General features: G+C 57.3%; 13 protein-coding genes. 7 read left to right on the top strand and 6 right to left on the bottom strand.

Annotated features, from left to right (window positions below; all coding sequences use genetic code 11):
* Window positions 1-237 precede the first annotated feature (237 nt).
* Window positions 238-1,467, bottom strand: coding sequence for a hypothetical protein (locus tag HY011_27860; GenBank protein ID MBI3426763.1), 1,230 nt, complete (start codon window positions 1,465-1,467; stop codon window positions 238-240).
* Between the two features lie 652 nt (window positions 1,468-2,119).
* Between HY011_27860 and HY011_27855 the strand changes: the two genes are divergently transcribed.
* Window positions 2,120-2,782 (top strand): PAS domain-containing protein, encoded by a 663-nt coding sequence (locus HY011_27855; GenBank protein MBI3426762.1) that lies wholly within the window; start codon window positions 2,120-2,122, stop codon window positions 2,780-2,782.
* A gap of 39 nt (window positions 2,783-2,821) precedes the next feature.
* On the opposite strand, the gene HY011_27850 is transcribed toward HY011_27855, so the two are convergent.
* A complete protein-coding gene (locus HY011_27850; protein ID MBI3426761.1) occupies window positions 2,822-3,748 on the bottom strand; it encodes an MBL fold metallo-hydrolase in 927 nt (308 codons plus the stop codon).
* Window positions 3,749-4,076: 328 nt separating this feature from the next.
* Here HY011_27850 and HY011_27845 point away from each other — a divergent pair, with 328 nt between their 5' ends.
* On the top strand, window positions 4,077-5,189 hold the full coding sequence (locus tag HY011_27845) for a hypothetical protein (GenBank protein MBI3426760.1): 1,113 nt from the start codon (window positions 4,077-4,079) through the stop codon (window positions 5,187-5,189).
* Window positions 5,190-5,445: 256 nt separating this feature from the next.
* A complete protein-coding gene (locus HY011_27840) occupies window positions 5,446-6,738 on the top strand; it encodes a neutral/alkaline non-lysosomal ceramidase N-terminal domain-containing protein (GenBank protein ID MBI3426759.1) in 1,293 nt (430 codons plus the stop codon).
* Window positions 6,739-6,985: 247 nt separating this feature from the next.
* Here HY011_27840 and HY011_27835 read toward each other — a convergent pair whose 3' ends face one another.
* The 4 genes from HY011_27835 to HY011_27820 all read right to left on the bottom strand — a co-directional run bounded on the left by HY011_27835 (window position 6,986) and on the right by HY011_27820 (window position 11,120).
* Window positions 6,986-7,918, bottom strand: coding sequence for an alpha/beta hydrolase (locus tag HY011_27835; GenBank protein ID MBI3426758.1), 933 nt, complete (start codon window positions 7,916-7,918; stop codon window positions 6,986-6,988).
* Window positions 7,919-7,923: 5 nt separating this feature from the next.
* The gene (locus HY011_27830) at window positions 7,924-8,754 is read right to left on the bottom strand and encodes an SDR family NAD(P)-dependent oxidoreductase (protein ID MBI3426757.1); all 831 of its coding nucleotides are present in this window, start codon (window positions 8,752-8,754) and stop codon (window positions 7,924-7,926) included.
* Between the two features lie 256 nt (window positions 8,755-9,010).
* Window positions 9,011-9,733: a 1-acyl-sn-glycerol-3-phosphate acyltransferase gene (locus HY011_27825; GenBank protein ID MBI3426756.1), complete on the bottom strand. Its 723-nt coding sequence runs from the start codon at window positions 9,731-9,733 to the stop codon at window positions 9,011-9,013.
* Between the two features lie 100 nt (window positions 9,734-9,833).
* Entirely contained in the window at window positions 9,834-11,120 is a 1,287-nt protein-coding gene (locus HY011_27820; GenBank protein MBI3426755.1) for a glucose-1-phosphate adenylyltransferase, read from the bottom strand.
* Window positions 11,121-11,294: 174 nt separating this feature from the next.
* On the opposite strand from HY011_27820, the gene HY011_27815 reads away from it, so the two are divergent.
* The 4 genes from HY011_27815 to HY011_27800 all read left to right on the top strand — a co-directional run bounded on the left by HY011_27815 (window position 11,295) and on the right by HY011_27800 (window position 16,647).
* Window positions 11,295-11,561: a hypothetical protein gene (locus HY011_27815; protein ID MBI3426754.1), complete on the top strand. Its 267-nt coding sequence runs from the start codon at window positions 11,295-11,297 to the stop codon at window positions 11,559-11,561.
* Window positions 11,562-11,573: 12 nt separating this feature from the next.
* Entirely contained in the window at window positions 11,574-12,488 is a 915-nt protein-coding gene (locus tag HY011_27810) for a pseudouridine-5'-phosphate glycosidase (GenBank protein MBI3426753.1), read from the top strand.
* 450 nt (window positions 12,489-12,938) lie between these two features.
* Window positions 12,939-15,656 carry a pyruvate dehydrogenase (acetyl-transferring), homodimeric type gene (gene aceE / locus HY011_27805; protein MBI3426752.1) on the top strand — a complete coding sequence of 906 codons (2,718 nt, stop codon included), beginning with the start codon at window positions 12,939-12,941 and terminating at the stop codon, window positions 15,654-15,656.
* Between the two features lie 421 nt (window positions 15,657-16,077).
* Window positions 16,078-16,647, top strand: coding sequence for a serine/threonine protein kinase (locus HY011_27800; GenBank protein MBI3426751.1), 570 nt, complete (start codon window positions 16,078-16,080; stop codon window positions 16,645-16,647).
* Window positions 16,648-16,777: the final 130 nt, after the last annotated feature.

Genomic DNA, 16,777 nt, shown 5'->3' with positions numbered 1-16,777 from the left:
TGACACGCCGCTTGCTCACGCGCGCGGTACTGTCCCAGCGTCAACTGACTCCCGTAAACGCCATTGCAAACCGCTCTAGTCGCTGAAACTCAACTCAACCTTGGCGTGCGCGTCGTTGCGCCGGGCTGGCTCAACGACGCGCACGCGAGCGAAAAGACGGTTTGTCGCCGCGCAGTATTTGCCGCTTGTGGAGGGCCTGACAATAATGCGATTTCATCATTTGTTTGGTGCGGATGATCAATGCGCGCGGGCGTCTTTGATGACGTCTGCCAGCTTTTGCAGGTCGTCCGTGACAAAGGCCTTGACCAGCGTTCCATCCGCTCCATAAACGCGAAAAGTCGGCGTCGCGGTAATGTCGTACTGTTTGCTCACCGCCGTTTCACCGTCACCGATATTGACCCGCTTCAAGACCCAGTCCTGACGTGTGAGCGCCAACTGCTTCAGCCCTGAATCCAACCGCCTGCACACGGCGCACCAATCCGCATAGAACTCAAAGACCGTCACGCGGCCTGCGGCCAGGTGGTTTTGCAGTTCGACCCGTTCACCGCGCGAGATGACCTCCGGCTCACCGGGAGCGCTAACGCCCGCTGGTTCAAGCTGCGCAGCCGCTTCCCGGCTCGCCTTGCGGCGGAAGGGCGTGAAGGCAATGCCGGTGGTGAAGCCGTAAGGCGCGACGAGTTGGCCGCCATTGACGTTTTGATAAACGGGAAGCTGGAACTGAAAGAAGTACGTGACGCCGCTTTTCGTTTCCAGGTTCAGCGTCGGCAACAAGTAGAGCCATTGGCCGCCAGTGTTGAAGACCTGCTTGCCCTGATCGTAATCGTGGCCGCTTTTCACGCCATAAACGCGCAAGCCCAACTGTGTGCCGTTGAGGAATGCAGCGAACTTGCGCGGCGCTTTGAATGACCGCGCCAGCCCTGCGCCGCCTTGCACTTCGTGGCTAAACTTGAGGCCGTAACGATTCTCTCCGCCCGACAAGCGCGCCAGCACGTTCGCGGACAACCCCGTGCGGCCCCATTGCTGATAACAACTGACGCCCAACATCGGATCAACCGTACCGTAACCGGTTTGCAGCACCGGATCGCGCGAGAGACTGCCCGCCCAGGTGTGATCCGGCTGGGCCTGGCCCGTCGGGAGCCGCAAGCCGAACTGCACCGCGAAGGCCGGGCGCGCAGGTTTTTCGGGCAGGTTGAGTTGGTAATTCCCCAGCACCAGCAGATCGCCCAGTCCTTTGAAGGTGCGCGTCACGCGTTCGCCGGGGCGAATATCCTTGGGCGCACTAACCATGCGCACGGGCAAGAGCGCGGTGAACGCAAGCCGCCGGCTGATTTGATAGTTCAGGTTGAGAAACGACGTGCGCACCATCGTCTGTTCGTTTTTCGGATTCGCTGTCGGTTTGGTTCCCGCTTGCGCGCGCTTGAAATACTGATAATCGAAAGTCCAGCCGAGGGAAAATTCTCCTGGCACTTGCGCGCGGCTGGTTTGATTGAGGCTTCCGACCGGAAGCGTCGAAGGCGCTCATTTCACCTGCGCCGCGGCTGGATCAACGCGCAAGAACAGCCCCGCCAGCAGCAACAACGCCATTCTCCATAACCACGCCAAGCTCCGGCCTGGCGTACCCTCACACCCGTTACTTTCCATGAAGACCTCCGTCACTCATTACATTGATTACGCTGTAACCGTCACATTGACACTTTGGGCATCTGTTTATGCTGGGCAGGACTTATGCAAAACGCGAGCGAGGTAGCCACAGAGACACAGAGGCACAGAGCTTTGTTACAATTCTGCCGGAGATCGCGGTCTTCCTCTGTGTCTCCGTGCCTCTGTGGCAAATCCTTGCGTAAGTTCTGCTGGGCTAACAGCTTTGCAGGAAGGAAAATTCCTTCACCATCACCTGGCACCGGCAGTTGTGGCACTGCTGCTTGACCGGCAATAGCGTGAAGCCCGCCGGGAGCCTTGGCGGTGCGGCTTATCTGACAGGCCGGCGACTTGCCAGACCGCCCATTACGATTCGTGCATAGCTCCCACAGCGGGCTTCGCTGGACGGGCACATCATTTACTTTCTGAGCGAGGCCAGACAATAATCATTTCGCATCATCTTCCTGATGAGGTTGACCACATGCTGCTGCGGGAACTGAAAGAAATGGTTGAGAGCACGGCTGATGCGGCGTTCGCCGTGGATGGCGCGGGCTTGATCGTAGCCTGGAATGCCGGAGCGGCAGCGCTGTTTGATCGCCCCGCCGCCGCCACGTTGGGCCAGCGTTGCAGCCAGATTCTGCAAGGCGTGGATGAATGCGGGCCGGTCTGTTCGGCGGCTTGTAGTGTGCGGCGCGCGGCGCAATGTCAACACCCCATCAGCAACTTTGATATGCAAGTGCCCACGCCGCAAGGCCTGCAGTGGTGCAATGTCTCGACGCTGCGTGCGCAGATCACCAATGCCAGCACGCCGTATGCGCTGCATATCATCCGTGGCATTGATGTGCGCAAACGGCTGGAATTGCTGGTGCGCGATTTCATCGTCAACGAGGCCAAGCTGTCACCCGCCGAAGCCCGCGCCGTGGTCGCCACCACCCGCGCACCGGCCCGCACCGTCGAACTGACTACCCGCGAGTTGGAAGTCTTGCGTGAATTGGCAAAAGGCACGACGACGGGCGACATCGCCAGTCAATTCCATATCAGCCGCACGACCGTGAATAACCACATTCAACGCATTCTGCAGAAACTCAATGCGCATACGCGGCTCGAAGCCATCCGCCGCGCCGAATACGCAGGCTTGATTTGAGGGCCTGCCGAGCACTGATCATTTGCGTAAATCCTGCTTTCAATAAACGTCCAGATCGTTGCCGAAAACTACTTTGCCCGCATACCCGGCGCGTTTGATCTCGTCCAGCAACTCGTCTTTCGTCGCGCCCCATAACAGTTGGTGATACAGAATCAAGAGCTTCGGCTGCGCTTGTTTCGCCAACTCGGCCAATTCACGCGACGAGGTATGGAAACTGGCGTGATAGCGTTGCCATTCGGGCGGGCGGCGCGCGAAGCCGGCGGTCGAATAGACTTCGTGAATCAACACATCACAACCTTGGCAGTTCTCAACAACGCTCTGGCTGGGCGCGCAATCGCCAGAAAGTACGACGGTGCGGTCGGCGGCTTCAAAGCGAAACCCATAGGCGTATTTCCACGAACCGTGTTTGACCGCGAAGGCTTTGACCGCCACGTTGGCATCGCGGTAAATCGGGCCCGGCTTAATCTCATGCACATTGACCGTGTAACCCGCAGGCTTGCTCGGCTCCAAACCGCGCAACCGGATTTCGATGTCTTCCCTGTACGCCGCCAGAATGTGTTGCGTCATCGCGCGCAAGCCGGGCGGGCCGTAAACTTCCAACGGCGCGTTGCGCTCCAACACGGCGGGCGTGAAGATCAAATCGGGATAGCCAACCGTGTGATCCGAATGCAAATGCGTAATGAAAGCGCGCCGCAGCTTTTCGACCGCCAATCCTTTCACACCATTGCGCGCCGCCGCCGCCGCACGCCGCACAACCCCCGGGCCGCAATCAATCAGATACGGCGTATCGTTGACGACCACGGCGACGGCTGGGCCAGCACGGTCTGGGTCGGCGTTGGGCGTACCGGTACCGAGTAAGACGACTTGGGATTTGCTTTGCAGCACGGTGGCCAAGTTCGGCTTCAATAACCCGGCGACTGCCGACAACCAAAACGTCAGGGCGACGATAAAAACTGCTTTTAGCATCAGGTTCTCCAACTCACGAGGGTTAAAACGTGCTGCGCATTATCGGTAACCGCAACAGCAGCGCAAGGGGGTGTGCGTCAAAGTTTTCCGCAGGCGGAAACGAACGTTGCAGTGCACGTAGCGCAACCTGCCGAGGTTGCGCTACGTGCACCGCAGCCGCCCGGCTTGCCTTTGTGCAAAACTTTGATACACACCCAGCACAAGAGCACAAGGCAGCAGCTTGGTAACGCTAGCGGCCTGGGCTAGAATCGCGCCGCTTTGCATTCGACGTTCGTTCAAGGCTCTCTCGTTTCAACCACAACGCAACACCACTTCGGAGGCTCAGACTATGACCCGTCACCGCTACCTCTTCGTCACCTTGCTCTTCGTCCTGCTCGGCGCGGCTGGCTTCACCTTTAACAGCACGGCCAAAGTCACCAAACGTTACTTGTACGTCGCCGAACCCGGCATCCGCAATTACGTCGAATATGGCGGCGTAGGCATTTTGGTTTACGACATTGACGCGGGATACAAATTCGTCAAACGCATCCCCACGTGGGAGGTGCCCGCTGGACAGGAACCCGAAAACGTCAAAGGCATCGTCGCCAATGCCAAGACCGGCAAAATTTATGTGAGCACACCCAAGCGCGTCGCCTGCTGGGACTTGCTCAGCGAAAAGAAAATCTGGGACAAGGAATTTGAGGGCGGCGCGGATCGCATGGCGCTCTCGCCCGACGGCAAAATCATGTACGTGCCTTCGTTTGAAGGGCCGCACTGGCTGGTGGTCAATGCGCTGGACGGTGCGGTCATCAAAAAGCTCGTGCTCAACGCGGGCGCGCACAACACCGTTTATTCGCTGGATGGCAAACACGCTTATTTGGCGGGGCTGAAATCACCGTTGCTGCGTGTGACCGACACCAAAACCCACGAAGTCAGCAGCGAGGCAGGCCCCTTCACCAAAGCCATTCGCCCGTTCACGATCAACGGCGCGCAAACGCTCTGCTTCGTCAATGTGAACGAACTGCTGGGCTTTGAAATCGGCGACTTGCGCACCGGCAAAATGTTGCACCGCGTCGAAGTCCCAGGCTTTCAGCAAGGCCCGGTCAAGCGCCACGGCTGCCCCAGCCACGGCATCGGCCTGACGCCGGATGAAAAAGAACTGTGGGTCTGCGACGCTTTCAACGAACGCATGCATGTGTTTGACGCGACGGTGATGCCGCCCAAACTCATCACCAGCCTCAAAGTGCGCGATCAACCCGGCTGGATTACGTTCTCGCTCGACGGCCAACACGCCTGGCCCTCGACCGGCGAAGTCTTTGACGTAAAGACCAAGCAAATCGTCACCAAACTGACCGATGAAGCTGGAAGGCAAGTGATGAGCGAAAAGGTGCTGGAAATTGATTTCACCGATGGCAAACCGGTGCGGGCGGGTGATCAATTCGGATTGGGAAACAAACACTAAAGAAGTCTGTGCGTAATTCCCGTCCTGTGTTTGCAGCGGTTTTAGCGCCAGCGGTGCGGCATGTTTATAGTTTTGGTGAGCCGTTGTTCCCAAGCTCCAGCGGAGCGACCTCTGGCACATGCCGCTCCTACAGAGCTTGAGAGCAATAACCACGCGATTTCTATAAACATTTAGCTCCTACGGAGCTGGCTTCGGAACTTGCTGAATTACGCACACCCTTCGGTTACCTGAACGGTATATCAACGAAAGAGAAGCTATGAAATTGCTCTGTACTTTGCTGCTCGTTCTATCCTGCGGCTTTGCCGCGTCAGCACAAACGTCCGATACCTTCAAAGCCGGTACCGCCCGCCGCGACATTACGCCACGCGAACCGGTACCGATGTGGGGCTATGGCGACCGTCACGACAAATTGTCTGAAGGCACGCTCGATCCGCTCTATGCCGCCGCGCTGGTCATTCAGACGGGCGCGCAAAAGCTGGCGATCGTTGGCCTGGACTTGGGCCGCGCCCCGGCGGAGGCCTCGTTGCAACGCATTCGCCAGCGCATCAAAGCCGAAGCGGGCATCGAGTATTCCTTCATCGCCGGTTCGCACACGCACCACGGGCCGGTGCTCGAACTGAGCAACGCGCCGGGCAAAGGCCAGGGCCGGTTTGACGCGGCGCTGCGTTATTACACGCAACTCGAAGACGCCATCGTCGCCGCGATTGTCGAGGCGAATCAAAAACTCGTGCCCGCCAAATTTGCCGCTGGCACGACGCAACTCGCCAACTTCAATCGCAACCGCCACACCAAGCTCGAACCCAAACCGAGCGACCGCGACCTGGCCGTCATGCGCTTTGACGATCTGCAAGGAAAGCCGCTGGCCGTCGTGGTCAACTTCACCGCGCACCCCACGATGCTGCCGTCCAGCCTGCTCAAGTTTTCGGCGGATTACGTCGGCGCAATGAAAGCCGCCGTTGAAAAAGAGACCGGCGCGCCCGCCATCTTTATGCAAGGCGCGTCAGGCGATCAGTCAGTCAACAAGGGTGCGTATAAAGACCACCTGGAGTTCGGCCAGGCCCTCGCGCGTGAGGCGGTCAAGCTAGCCACAAGTCTGCAACCGCAAGAGGTCAAACAACCCAGGCTGCAAATCCGCGAAGAGCGTTTCAAATTCACCTCGCGCACCGACCTCGCCAATCCGGTGATTCGCGGCTTATACGAAAAGGGCTTCTTCCCCGAACTCATCCCCAATTTCATTGACGAATATGCGGACGGCGTGCGACCGCGCCTGACCGTCGCTTTGTTGAACAACGAGATCGCGCTAGTCGGCGCGTCGGGCGAATTCTTCAGCAACCACGCCATCCGTTTGAAAGAACGCGCGCGCGTCAAACAGCTTTTCTTTTTCGGCTACTGCAACGGCTACCACCAATACTTCCCGACGATTGAAGCAGTGGCGGAAGGCGGCTACGGCGCGGACAATCAGGTTGCGCCCGTGGCGGTGGGCGCGGGCGAACAGATGATGAATGCGGCGCTGATTTGGCTGTATGAGATGTTGGGGAAGATCAAGTGAAGTTGAGGTGGGGTGTAGTCGCGGTGATGCTGACTTACAAAAAATTGTGCCGATGCGATGGAATGTTTGCGCGGTTTGAGAAGGTAACCCTACGGCACGCTCCTGTCCGCCGCCACGCCTGCCCGTGAGGAGGCGCACCGCACCTGGGCTGAGCCGCCGCCCTGAAATTGTTTCAGCGCTTTCTTTCGGCTCATCCTGTTCATCCTGAAAATCCTGCGCATCCTGTTCAATTTTCGGACTGACAGGTTCAGTTGGTCAGAGAATGAATAGACCCTGCGAGTTGCCGCTGGGCAAAGTCCGCGATGAGTGACAACGCCGCCCGTGCTTCGGGCAAGAAACCAACGGCCACCGGCCAGACGTGCGATAAATCCTCCCAGGCTTGTAAATCAACCGAAACGCCCGCCGCCCGCGCTTTGGCGGCGAGGCGCAGGGAGTCGTCCAACAGGCATTCGCTTTTGCTGACAAAGATCAGCAAGGGCGGCAAGCCTTTCAAATCGGCATAGAGCGGCGAGGCCCAGGCCTCCAGCGCCGAGGCCTTTCCCAGATAAATCGGCGCGAATGTTTTGAGCGCGTCGGCATAAAACATCGCATCCGTGGCTTCATTCGCCAGCAACGACTTCCCGGTTCCCGCCAAATCCGTCCACGGCGAGAGCAAGACCGCCGCCGCTGGCAACGGCAAGCCTTCCGCCCGCAACCGCACCAGCGCCGCCAGCGTCAGCCCGCCGCCCGCTGAATCGCCGCCGATCAACATGTTTTCAGGCCGCGCGCCTTGGGCCAGCAACCAGCGATAGCCCGCGACCGCATCATCCACCGCCGCCGGGAAGCGATGTTCGGGCGCCAGCCGATAATCGAGCGCGAAGACCTTGGCTTGGGCGGCCTTGGCCAGCGTCGCGGTAAACGGGCGATAGAGTTGGGGCGAACCCACGACATAACCGCCCCCGTGCAAATAATAAATCGTGCGTTGCGCTGGCCTGTCCTGCGCGCGCACCCATTCGCCAACCACCCCGTTTTCACTGACGGCGTCAATCTGCGCGTAAGGCGGCACGGGTTGCCGCATGAATTGCGGCGGGTCGAATTTGCGGCGGGCGAATTGCACGAACGCCGTTTCATCGCCAAGCGGACGGCGTTTCAGATAGGCGCGCAAGAAGAGTGAATAAAGTTTGGCTTGCCAGCTTGCCATAGTGGTTATTTTGAATCGAGCGATTCGCCCAGCCGCCATTCCATCAAGGGCCGCAACAACCGCCAATAGCGCACGGGAAACAGCCGTTGCAAGCGCTCCATCGCGCCGGCATCGGCGCCGATCAGGATGCGCGGTTCGTTGCGCTCGATGCCGCGCACGATGCGTTCCGCCGCTTGTTCCGGTGTGGTGGGCGCGAGTTTTTCGAAGTGTCCTTCTTCAAGCGAGGCTTGCACCGCCTGTGCATTGGCCCCCACGCGGGCGCTGCGGGCGATGTTGGTTTTGATGCCGCCCGGATGCACGCACGAGATGCGCACGTGTGAACCTTCCAGTTCGTGGCGCAGAGCTTCGGTAAAGCCGCGCACGGCGAATTTGCTGGCGTTGTAGGCCGATTGGCCCGGAAAGCCGATGATGCCGAAGATGCTGGAAATGTTGACCAGATGCGCCGCTGGCTGTTGCTGCAATACGGGCAGGAAGTATTTCGTCCCGTAAATCACACCCCAGAAATTCACGCCCATCAGCCAGGCGATGTCGGCGGTCGAGAGTTCCGCGAACGTGCCCAACAGCGCAACGCCCGCGTTGTTAATGACCAGATTGGCGCGCCCGTGCGCGGCGACGACCTCTTGCACGAAGTCCTGCATACGCTGCTCATCGCTCACGTCCACATAATGTGTCGTGCAAGTGGTTCGAACGAGTTTGGCCGTCGCTTGCAACTCCGCTTCGTTGACATCGGCAATGGCGAGTTGTGCGCCCGCCTGTGACAAGCGCACAGCCAGCGCACGCCCGATGCCGGAGGCCGCGCCCGTGACGATAGCCACTGTGTTCGTATTGATATTCATAGCTTAATTCAGTCTGTAACGCAGGCAGCAAGCACTGCCTCAAGTACACGGATAGAAAGCGAAGCACTGTGACCGTCAGGTGTTCAGAGTTCAAGCTTCAGCTTGTTGGCGCCTCGCAGGTGCGCGAGTTGCGCCTGTGGCGCGCTCACAAGCTGAAGCTTGAACTCTGAACACCTGAACTCTGAACACCTGCTACTGGCGCCCCCCCGGTTTTGCCTGTCCAATCATGATTGTTTCGCTTTAGCGTAAGCCAGCGTCAATCCGTGCGCACGCGCTCGACAATCGGTTGCCGCACGCGTTCGATTAGTTGTTGCACCGTGTCTTCTGTATATCCCGCCGTGCTCACCGGCGGCAGAATTTCCATATACACGTCGCCGGGATAGCAAGTGTGCATCCCTTTACGCATCACCAGCCGCGTGTCATTCACCGCGACCGGCACGATGGGTACGCCAGCGGCCAGGGCCATATAAAACACACCCTTTTTGAAATCCAGCACGCGGCCATCAAACGAACGTGTGCCTTCGGGATGCACCATAATCGAATAGCCCTGACGCAGCTTTTCGGCAGCCTGGCGTGTGCTGGTGATGGCCTGTTCGCGGCTGCTGCGATCAATCGGGATGACGTGGGCGAGCGGGAAGCCCTGCTTCATGATCGGAATCCGCGTCAGCTCTTTTTTCGCCAGGAAGCCGACATCGTGTCCCAGGTACGCAAACAGCAGCGGCGGATCAATGTTGCTCTGATGGTTGGCGGCGAACATGTAATTCTGGTTTGGGTCGAGGTTTTCCAGCCCTGTCACGTGCACGCGCACACCCGCCGCGCGCAGTAAAATCCGGCAGCCCAGCTTGGCATACGGATGCGCGAAATCTTCGCGGCCAAAGAACACCCGCAGGATGTGCCCAATCGTGATCACCGGAAGACCCAGTACGATCAGCAGCAGGCCGCCGACAAAGAGCGTCCAGTAGTAGCGCAGTTTGCCCATAAAAAAGTAGTCAGTAGTCGGTAGTCGGTAGTCAGTAGTGCGAAGCCGAAAGGGCTTCGCACTACTGACTACCGACTACCGACTACTGACTATTACCCGTTCAAATAATCGTTCCGTCCGTAATCGTCGCGCCCTTCGGCACAATCACGATGCCTTCGCGGATGAAGTAATTGCCGCCTTCGCCATCGAAATTGTCGCGGCCCGCTTCGTTGAGAATTTTGACGTTGGAACCGATGCGGACGTTCTTATCAATGATCGCGCGGCGGATGTGCGTATTCTCGCCGATGCCGATCCAGGGCAAGCCATGTTGCCGTTCGCGCGCCAGTTCTTCGAGCGGTTGATAAAAGTCGGCGCCCATCAACAGCGAACTTTCGATATTGGTGCCGCTCTCGATGCGCGCGCGGATGCCGACGATGCAGTTGCGCATCTTGACCTGGTTGAGAATGCAGCCATCCGAAATCAGCGAGTTATTGATCTCGCAACTGACCAGTTTGCTGCTGGGCAGATAACGCGGGCGCGTGTAAATCGGCTGGTCGGCGTCAAACAGATTGAACTTGGGCATGATGCTCGCCATGTCCAAATTGGCATTGTAGAAAGAACTGATCGTCCCGATGTCTTCCCAATAACCGTTAAAGAGATAGGCCTGCACATTGTATTGGCTGATCGCTGCCGGAATCACCTGCCCGCCGAAATCGGTGTTCTGCTCATTCTTTAGCAGTTCACGCAAGGCCTCGTACTTGAACAGGTAAACCCCCATCGAAGCGATATAGGGACGGCGCTCGGCCTCTTCGGCATTCAAACCCAAGGTCGTCGTGTCTACGCGCATATCGGCCAGTTGATCGGCGGGCGGCTTTTCGCGGAACTCGACAATGCGCCCGGTCGGATCGGTCTTGAGCAAGCCGAAGCCCGTCGCGCGCTCATCATCACACGGGATCACCGAAACGGTCAGGTCGGCCTGGGTGTCGGTGTGGTGTTTCAAGAACTTGCTGTAATCCATCTGGTACAGATGATCGCCCGACAGAATCAGCACGTTTTTCGGCTCGAAATCGGCGATGTGAATCATCACTTGCCGCACGGCATCGGCAGTGCCTTGAAACCAGTGCTTGTTACCGGGGGTCTGTTCCGCCGCCAGAATCTCGACAAAGCCATCGCTGAAAGGACTAAAGCGATAGGTGCGCGCGATGTGATGATTGAGCGACGCCGAATTGAACTGCGTCAGGACATAGATGTTATGAATGCCAGAGTTGATCGAATTGGAAATCGTGATGTCTATCAACCGGTATTTGCCGCCCAAGGGCACGGCCGGTTTGGAACGATGCAAGGTCAGCGGGAAGAGCCGTGCGCCCTGTCCACCGCCGAGGATTAGGGCAAGTACCTCTTTTTTCATCGGGGACTCCTGAAAGCGAACTGAATAATGATCGTGCTTGGTTGATTGCGAACTTGAGTGCTTGGCGCATTTTACTGATTACGCTAAGCTTTGAAGCGGGCAGAGGATAAGAGAGGCTAGGGGCTTTTTCAAGCTAACAACCAGAAACGATCCAAGCAATGGAAGGAATGCAAGATGTTCAAAGCACACACGGGAATCTTTAGTTTAGTGCTAGGCTTTTTGGGGATATTGAGTGGCATTTTGTGCGGTGCGCTATTCGGTTTCTTTGTAAGTATGCGTGATACGAGCGTGCATCTTCAGACTGGCAACTTTTTCTCCAATACTCTTTGGCTGGTCGGGTTCGCCTCAAAAGGCGTTTTGTTAGGTGCGGGCATTGGTGCGCTATTGATGACCTTGGCCTACCTGTTTATTACTCCGGACATCACTGCAACGTCACATTGAAATAAGGCAAGCATGACGACCGTCAACTATTTTCTTCAACCTGCTGTCGCAAGTGCATTGATGGCCAACAAGGGCGTCGTCGCCCTCGAATCCACCGTCATCGCGCACGGCCTGCCCGCGCCCCACAATCTGGAAACCGCGCAACAATGCGAACAAGCCGTGCGGACCACAGGCGCGCAACCCGCCACTATCGGCATCATCGCCGGTCAGCCCGTCATCGGTCTCGACACCGAACAGTTGCAAGCTATCGCGACGCATCAGCCCATCGCCAAGGTCAATCTGGCGAATCTGGGCGCGGTGCTGGCGGCGGGCGGCTGGGGCGCAACGACGGTGGCCGGAACCTTGCATCTGGCGCAACGGGCCGGGCTGAAAGTATTCGCCACGGGCGGCATCGGCGGCGTGCATCGCGGGGCCAGCAACTCGTTCGATGTCTCGGCGGATTTAACGGCGTTGACGCGCTATCCGCTCGTGACTGTCTGCGCCGGGGCCAAGGCCATTCTCGACTTGCCCAAAACGCTGGAAGTGCTCGAAATGCTGGGCGTGCCGGTGGTCGGTTATCAAACCGACGAACTGCCCGCGTTTTATTCGCGGTCGAGCGGTTTGAAACTCGATCTGACGGCACAATCTGCCGCCGAAGTTGCGGCCATCGCTCAGGCCCACTGGCAACAGGGCTTTCAAACCGCCGTGTTGGTCGTCGCGCCCGTGCCACGCGCAGACGAAATCCCCGCCGCCGAGATCAGCGAATTCATTGACGAAGCTTTACGCGAAGCCACGCAACAACACGTCAGCGGCAAAGCCGTCACGCCGTTTTTGCTCAGCCGTATTGCCGCGCGCACACAAGGCCGCGCGCTCCGTGCCAACATTTCGCTGCTGAAAAATAACGCAAGCATCGCGGGTGAAATCGCCTGTGCATTAGCGGCGAGATAATAGGGCCCGCTGCGTTTGGGTTTTAGCGGCTCTGCCGCCTGATGTGCGGAAGGTCTGTGACCTTCCAGAAACCTTTGTTATTGAATTTGGGGCTACGCCCTTGTCTTGCGGCTCTGCCGCAAAAAACCTAAAGCGCTAACATTCGAAGGCCATCTATCCAGCCCATGGCTGAGCCGTACAACCCAACGCTCCAAGCCAGAAGCTGTGCTGCCAATTCGGTGTCCCGCGAAAATTCGTCCTTCCATTTCGCCCTTCCGCCATCTTTACGTTATAGTACCGGCCTTAAATCAAAAGCCGTCGTCATCAACGAAGATCAGTGAGTTCATCAACTAAGCATCAGAAACAATTTCGCAACCACTTTGCGCGCCCGGCCCGGCTGGCCCGACTGGCTTGTCTGATAAGCCCGGCTGACGCAGCACCTCAACACGAGTAAGGATTGTAAACACGACAATGCAAGCAAAAGCACAACTCGAAGCAGAGATTCAGGCAGCCGAGGCGCTGCCGCAGGCTCCGGCGGACAGCGATCCCCAAGAGACTGCCGAATGGCTGGAAGCCTGGGATCAGATTTTGGACGAGGACAGTCCGCAACGCGCTGCTTACATGCTCAATGCGCTGAGCGCCCGCGCCCGCGCCACAGGCATGCCGATTGACCCGGAATTCAACACGCCCTACCTCAACACCATCCGCGACGAAGACGAAGTTGCCTACCCTGGCGATCTGGAAATCGAACGCAGCATCAAGAGCATCATCCGCTGGAATGCGATGGCGATGGTCGTCAATCAGAACAAGAAAGACCCCGGCATCGGCGGCCACATCGCCACCTATGCCTCGGTCGCCACGTTGATGGAAGTCGGCTTTAACCACTTCTTCCGGGGCAGGATCGACGACCAACCCGGCGATTTCATCTTCTTTCAGGGCCACGCCAGCCCGGGCATTTATTCGCGCGCCTTTTTGGAAGGCCGCTTGACGCTCGAACATCTCGAAAACTTCCGCCACGAATTGCGCGACACGCCGGGCCTTTCATCCTATCCGCATCCCTGGCTGATGCCCGATTTCTGGAAATTCCCGACTGTTTCAATGGGGCTGGCTTCGCTCAACGCCATTTATCAGGCGCGCTTTATGCGTTATCTGGAAAATCGCGGCTTGATCCCAGCGACCGACCGCAAGGTTTGGGCCTATCTGGGTGACGGCGAAATGGATGAGCCAGAATCCATGGGTTCGATCACGCTGGCTTGCCGCGAGAAGCTGGATAACTTGATCTTTGTCATCAACTGCAACCTGCAACGCCTTGACGGCCCGGTGCGTGGCAATGGCAAAGTCGTCAATGAACTCGAAGCCGCTTTTGCTGGCGCCGGTTGGAACGTCATCAAAGTGCTGTGGGGCAGCAATTGGGATGAGTTATTCGCCCGTGATACGTCGGGGCTGCTGCTCAAACGCATGGAAGAGTGCGTGGACGGCGAATACCAAAGTTTCAAAGCCAAGGGCGGCGCGTATGTGCGCGAAAAGTTCTTCGGCAAGTATCCCGAATTGCTCAAACTGGTCGAACACCTGAGCGACGAAGAATTAGGCAAGCTCAAACGCGGCGGCCACGATTCGATCAAGGTCTACAACGCCTACAAACGCGCGGTCGAGACGAAAGGCCAGCCGACGGTCATCCTGGCAAAGACCGTCAAAGGCTACGGCTTAGGCCCGTCCGGCGGCGAAGGGCGCAACCTGGCGCACCAGTCCAAGAAGCTGGACGAGCACGATCTGACAGACTTCATCAAACGCTTCAGCCTGCCCATCAGCGAGGAGGATGCGCTCAAAGCCAAAATCTTCCTGCCCAATCCCGACAGCCCCGAAGTGAAGTACGTGCAGGAGCGCCGTCAGTCCATGGGCGGCCCCGTTCCCGCGCGCGAAAACAAGTCGGCGGCGTTGCAAACGCCCGGCCCTGAGTTTTTCAAAGAGCAGCACGCCGGTTCGGCTGACCGCGAAGTCTCGACCACGATGGCCTTCGTGCGCATCCTGACGGCGCTGCTCAAAGACCCGCAGGTTGGCAAGCACGTCGTTCCCATCATTCCGGACGAAGCGCGCACCTTCGGCATGGAATCGCTCTTCCGCCAGGTCGGCATTTACGCGAGCCAAGGCCAGCTTTACGAGCCGCACGACATGGACAATTTCCTGTACTACAAGGAATCCAAGAGCGGCCAAATCCTGGAAGAAGGCATCACCGAAGCGGGTGCGATGTGTTCGTTCACGGCGGCGGGCACGTCGTATACGAACTACGGCGTGCAGATGATTCCCTTCTACATTTACTATTCAATGTTCGGCTTCCAGCGCATCGGCGATTTCGCCTGGGCCTTTGCCGATTCGCGCGGACGCGGCTTCATGTGCGGGGCGACGGCGGGCCGCACGACGCTCAACGGCGAAGGTTTGCAACACCAGGACGGCCACTCACACGTGCTGGCGAGCACAGTGCCAACCTGCGCGGCCTACGATCCGGCCTTTGCTTACGAGATCGCCGTCATCGTCGAAGACGGCATGCGGCGCATGTATCAGGAAGGCGAAGACCGCTTCTACTACTTGACGCTGTATAACGAGAACTACCTGCAACCGCCCGCCCCCGCCCCGCTTGAGCAAATCAAAGAGGGCATCATCAAGGGCGTCTACAAATTCCGCGCGGGCAGCGGCAAAGCCAAAGCGCATCTGTTTGGCAGCGGCCCGATGGTCAACGAAGCGTTGAAGGCGCAGCAGATTTTGGCCGAGCAATACAAGGTCAACGTGGATGTGTGGAGCGTGACCAGCTACAACGAATTGCGCCGCGAGGCCTTGCGCGTCGAACGTTGGAACCGGCTGCACCCCGATCAAACCGAGAAGGCGCCGTATATCTTGCAAGCGCTGAAAGGCAGTGACGGCCCGATCATCGCGTCTTCGGATTTTATGAAGATCATGCCCGATCAGTTGTCGCCCTGGCTGGGCAACCGGCTGGTAGCGCTCGGCACGGATGGCTTCGGACGTAGCGACAGCCGCGAGCATCTGCGGAAGTTTTTTGAGATTGATGCCGCCTCGATTGTGGCGGCGACGATGTCGAAGCTCGCTCGCGATGGCAAGGTACCCGCGAAGAAAGCGGTGCAGGCGCTGGCGGATATGGGCATCAATCCAGAAGCGAAAGACCCGACAACGGTGTAAATGCGGACTAAGGAAAAGGTATTGGCGGGGAGGCCGCTCGTTTCGCGGCCTCCCCGTTTGCCCTTATTAGATCGCCTCGCTTGTCTTGCTTCTCTCTGGGCGATTATGTGATCTAGATTGACCTGCAACATATAGAACCCAGCTTTTTGCCACAATGTTTGGACTTGTTTGCGAAGCTGTAGCACAATGCGCGCCGTAGCATTACATCCATGATTGCATTACAGGTTGGCGCTGGCAGGTGACTGAAATGCCGCCATAGTACCGTGTCTGTCAAGGGTAGGGTGTACTTGCCATTAGTGCTCTTCATAAGAAGTTCTGTTCCTTTTACAGTCACGGCATCACGATCGACTCCTCGTTGAAGAAATCCAGTTATGCCGAGTGAAAAACTGTTTTTAATAAGCGTTACAAACTAGAAACACTTATCCGCAAAGGTGGTTTTGGGCTTGTCTATCGTGCAAGAGATACAAACCTTGGCGATACGGTTGTCATTAAACAATCAATCTTTACTCACGAGTTTGTACGACGTGAATACAGTGGCTGGTCAGAAGAAAAGATCAACAGAACTGTTGAGGCATTCCAAAAAGCATTTGAGCTTGAGGCCCGCCTGCTCCGTAAACTAAAACATCAAGCATTGCCGCGTGTAATTGATTATTTCTGTGATGAAAAGGGCAACCAGTTTTTTGTCATGGATTTCATCGAAGGCAAAGACCTCCACGAAATGTTGGCTGATCGTGAAACCCGCAAGTTGGGACCTTTTCCTTTGGAAGATGTCCTTAACTGGGCAGATCAATTACTTGATGCCCTTCATTACCTCCATAGGCTTACCATTATTCACCGCGACATTAAGCCAAGTAATTTGAAACTAACTAACGACGGCCAAATTGTATTGCTTGATTTTGGATTAGCTAAAGGTGCAGCAGCAGGTATGTCTGTAATGAAGCCAAGCGAATATGCGAGTACTCCTGAATATGCATCACTAGAGCGTACTTGATTAGCGGCTCGCTTTGATTTTGCCGATTGTGTGTTGAGAGTGTGGTAGTTGAATTTAGCTTTAGGACGTATTTACCGAGGCAAGCTGTTGTGGCAATGAGGTCGCAATCAGGTGGGTCAGTTTTTCCAGC

The sequence above is a fragment of the Acidobacteriota bacterium genome (assembly GCA_016196035.1).
Taxonomy (GTDB): Bacteria; Acidobacteriota; Blastocatellia; order RBC074; family RBC074; genus JACPYM01.
Note: the sequence above shows the minus strand (reverse complement) of the source record. Positions and strands in the feature narration are given on the sequence as shown.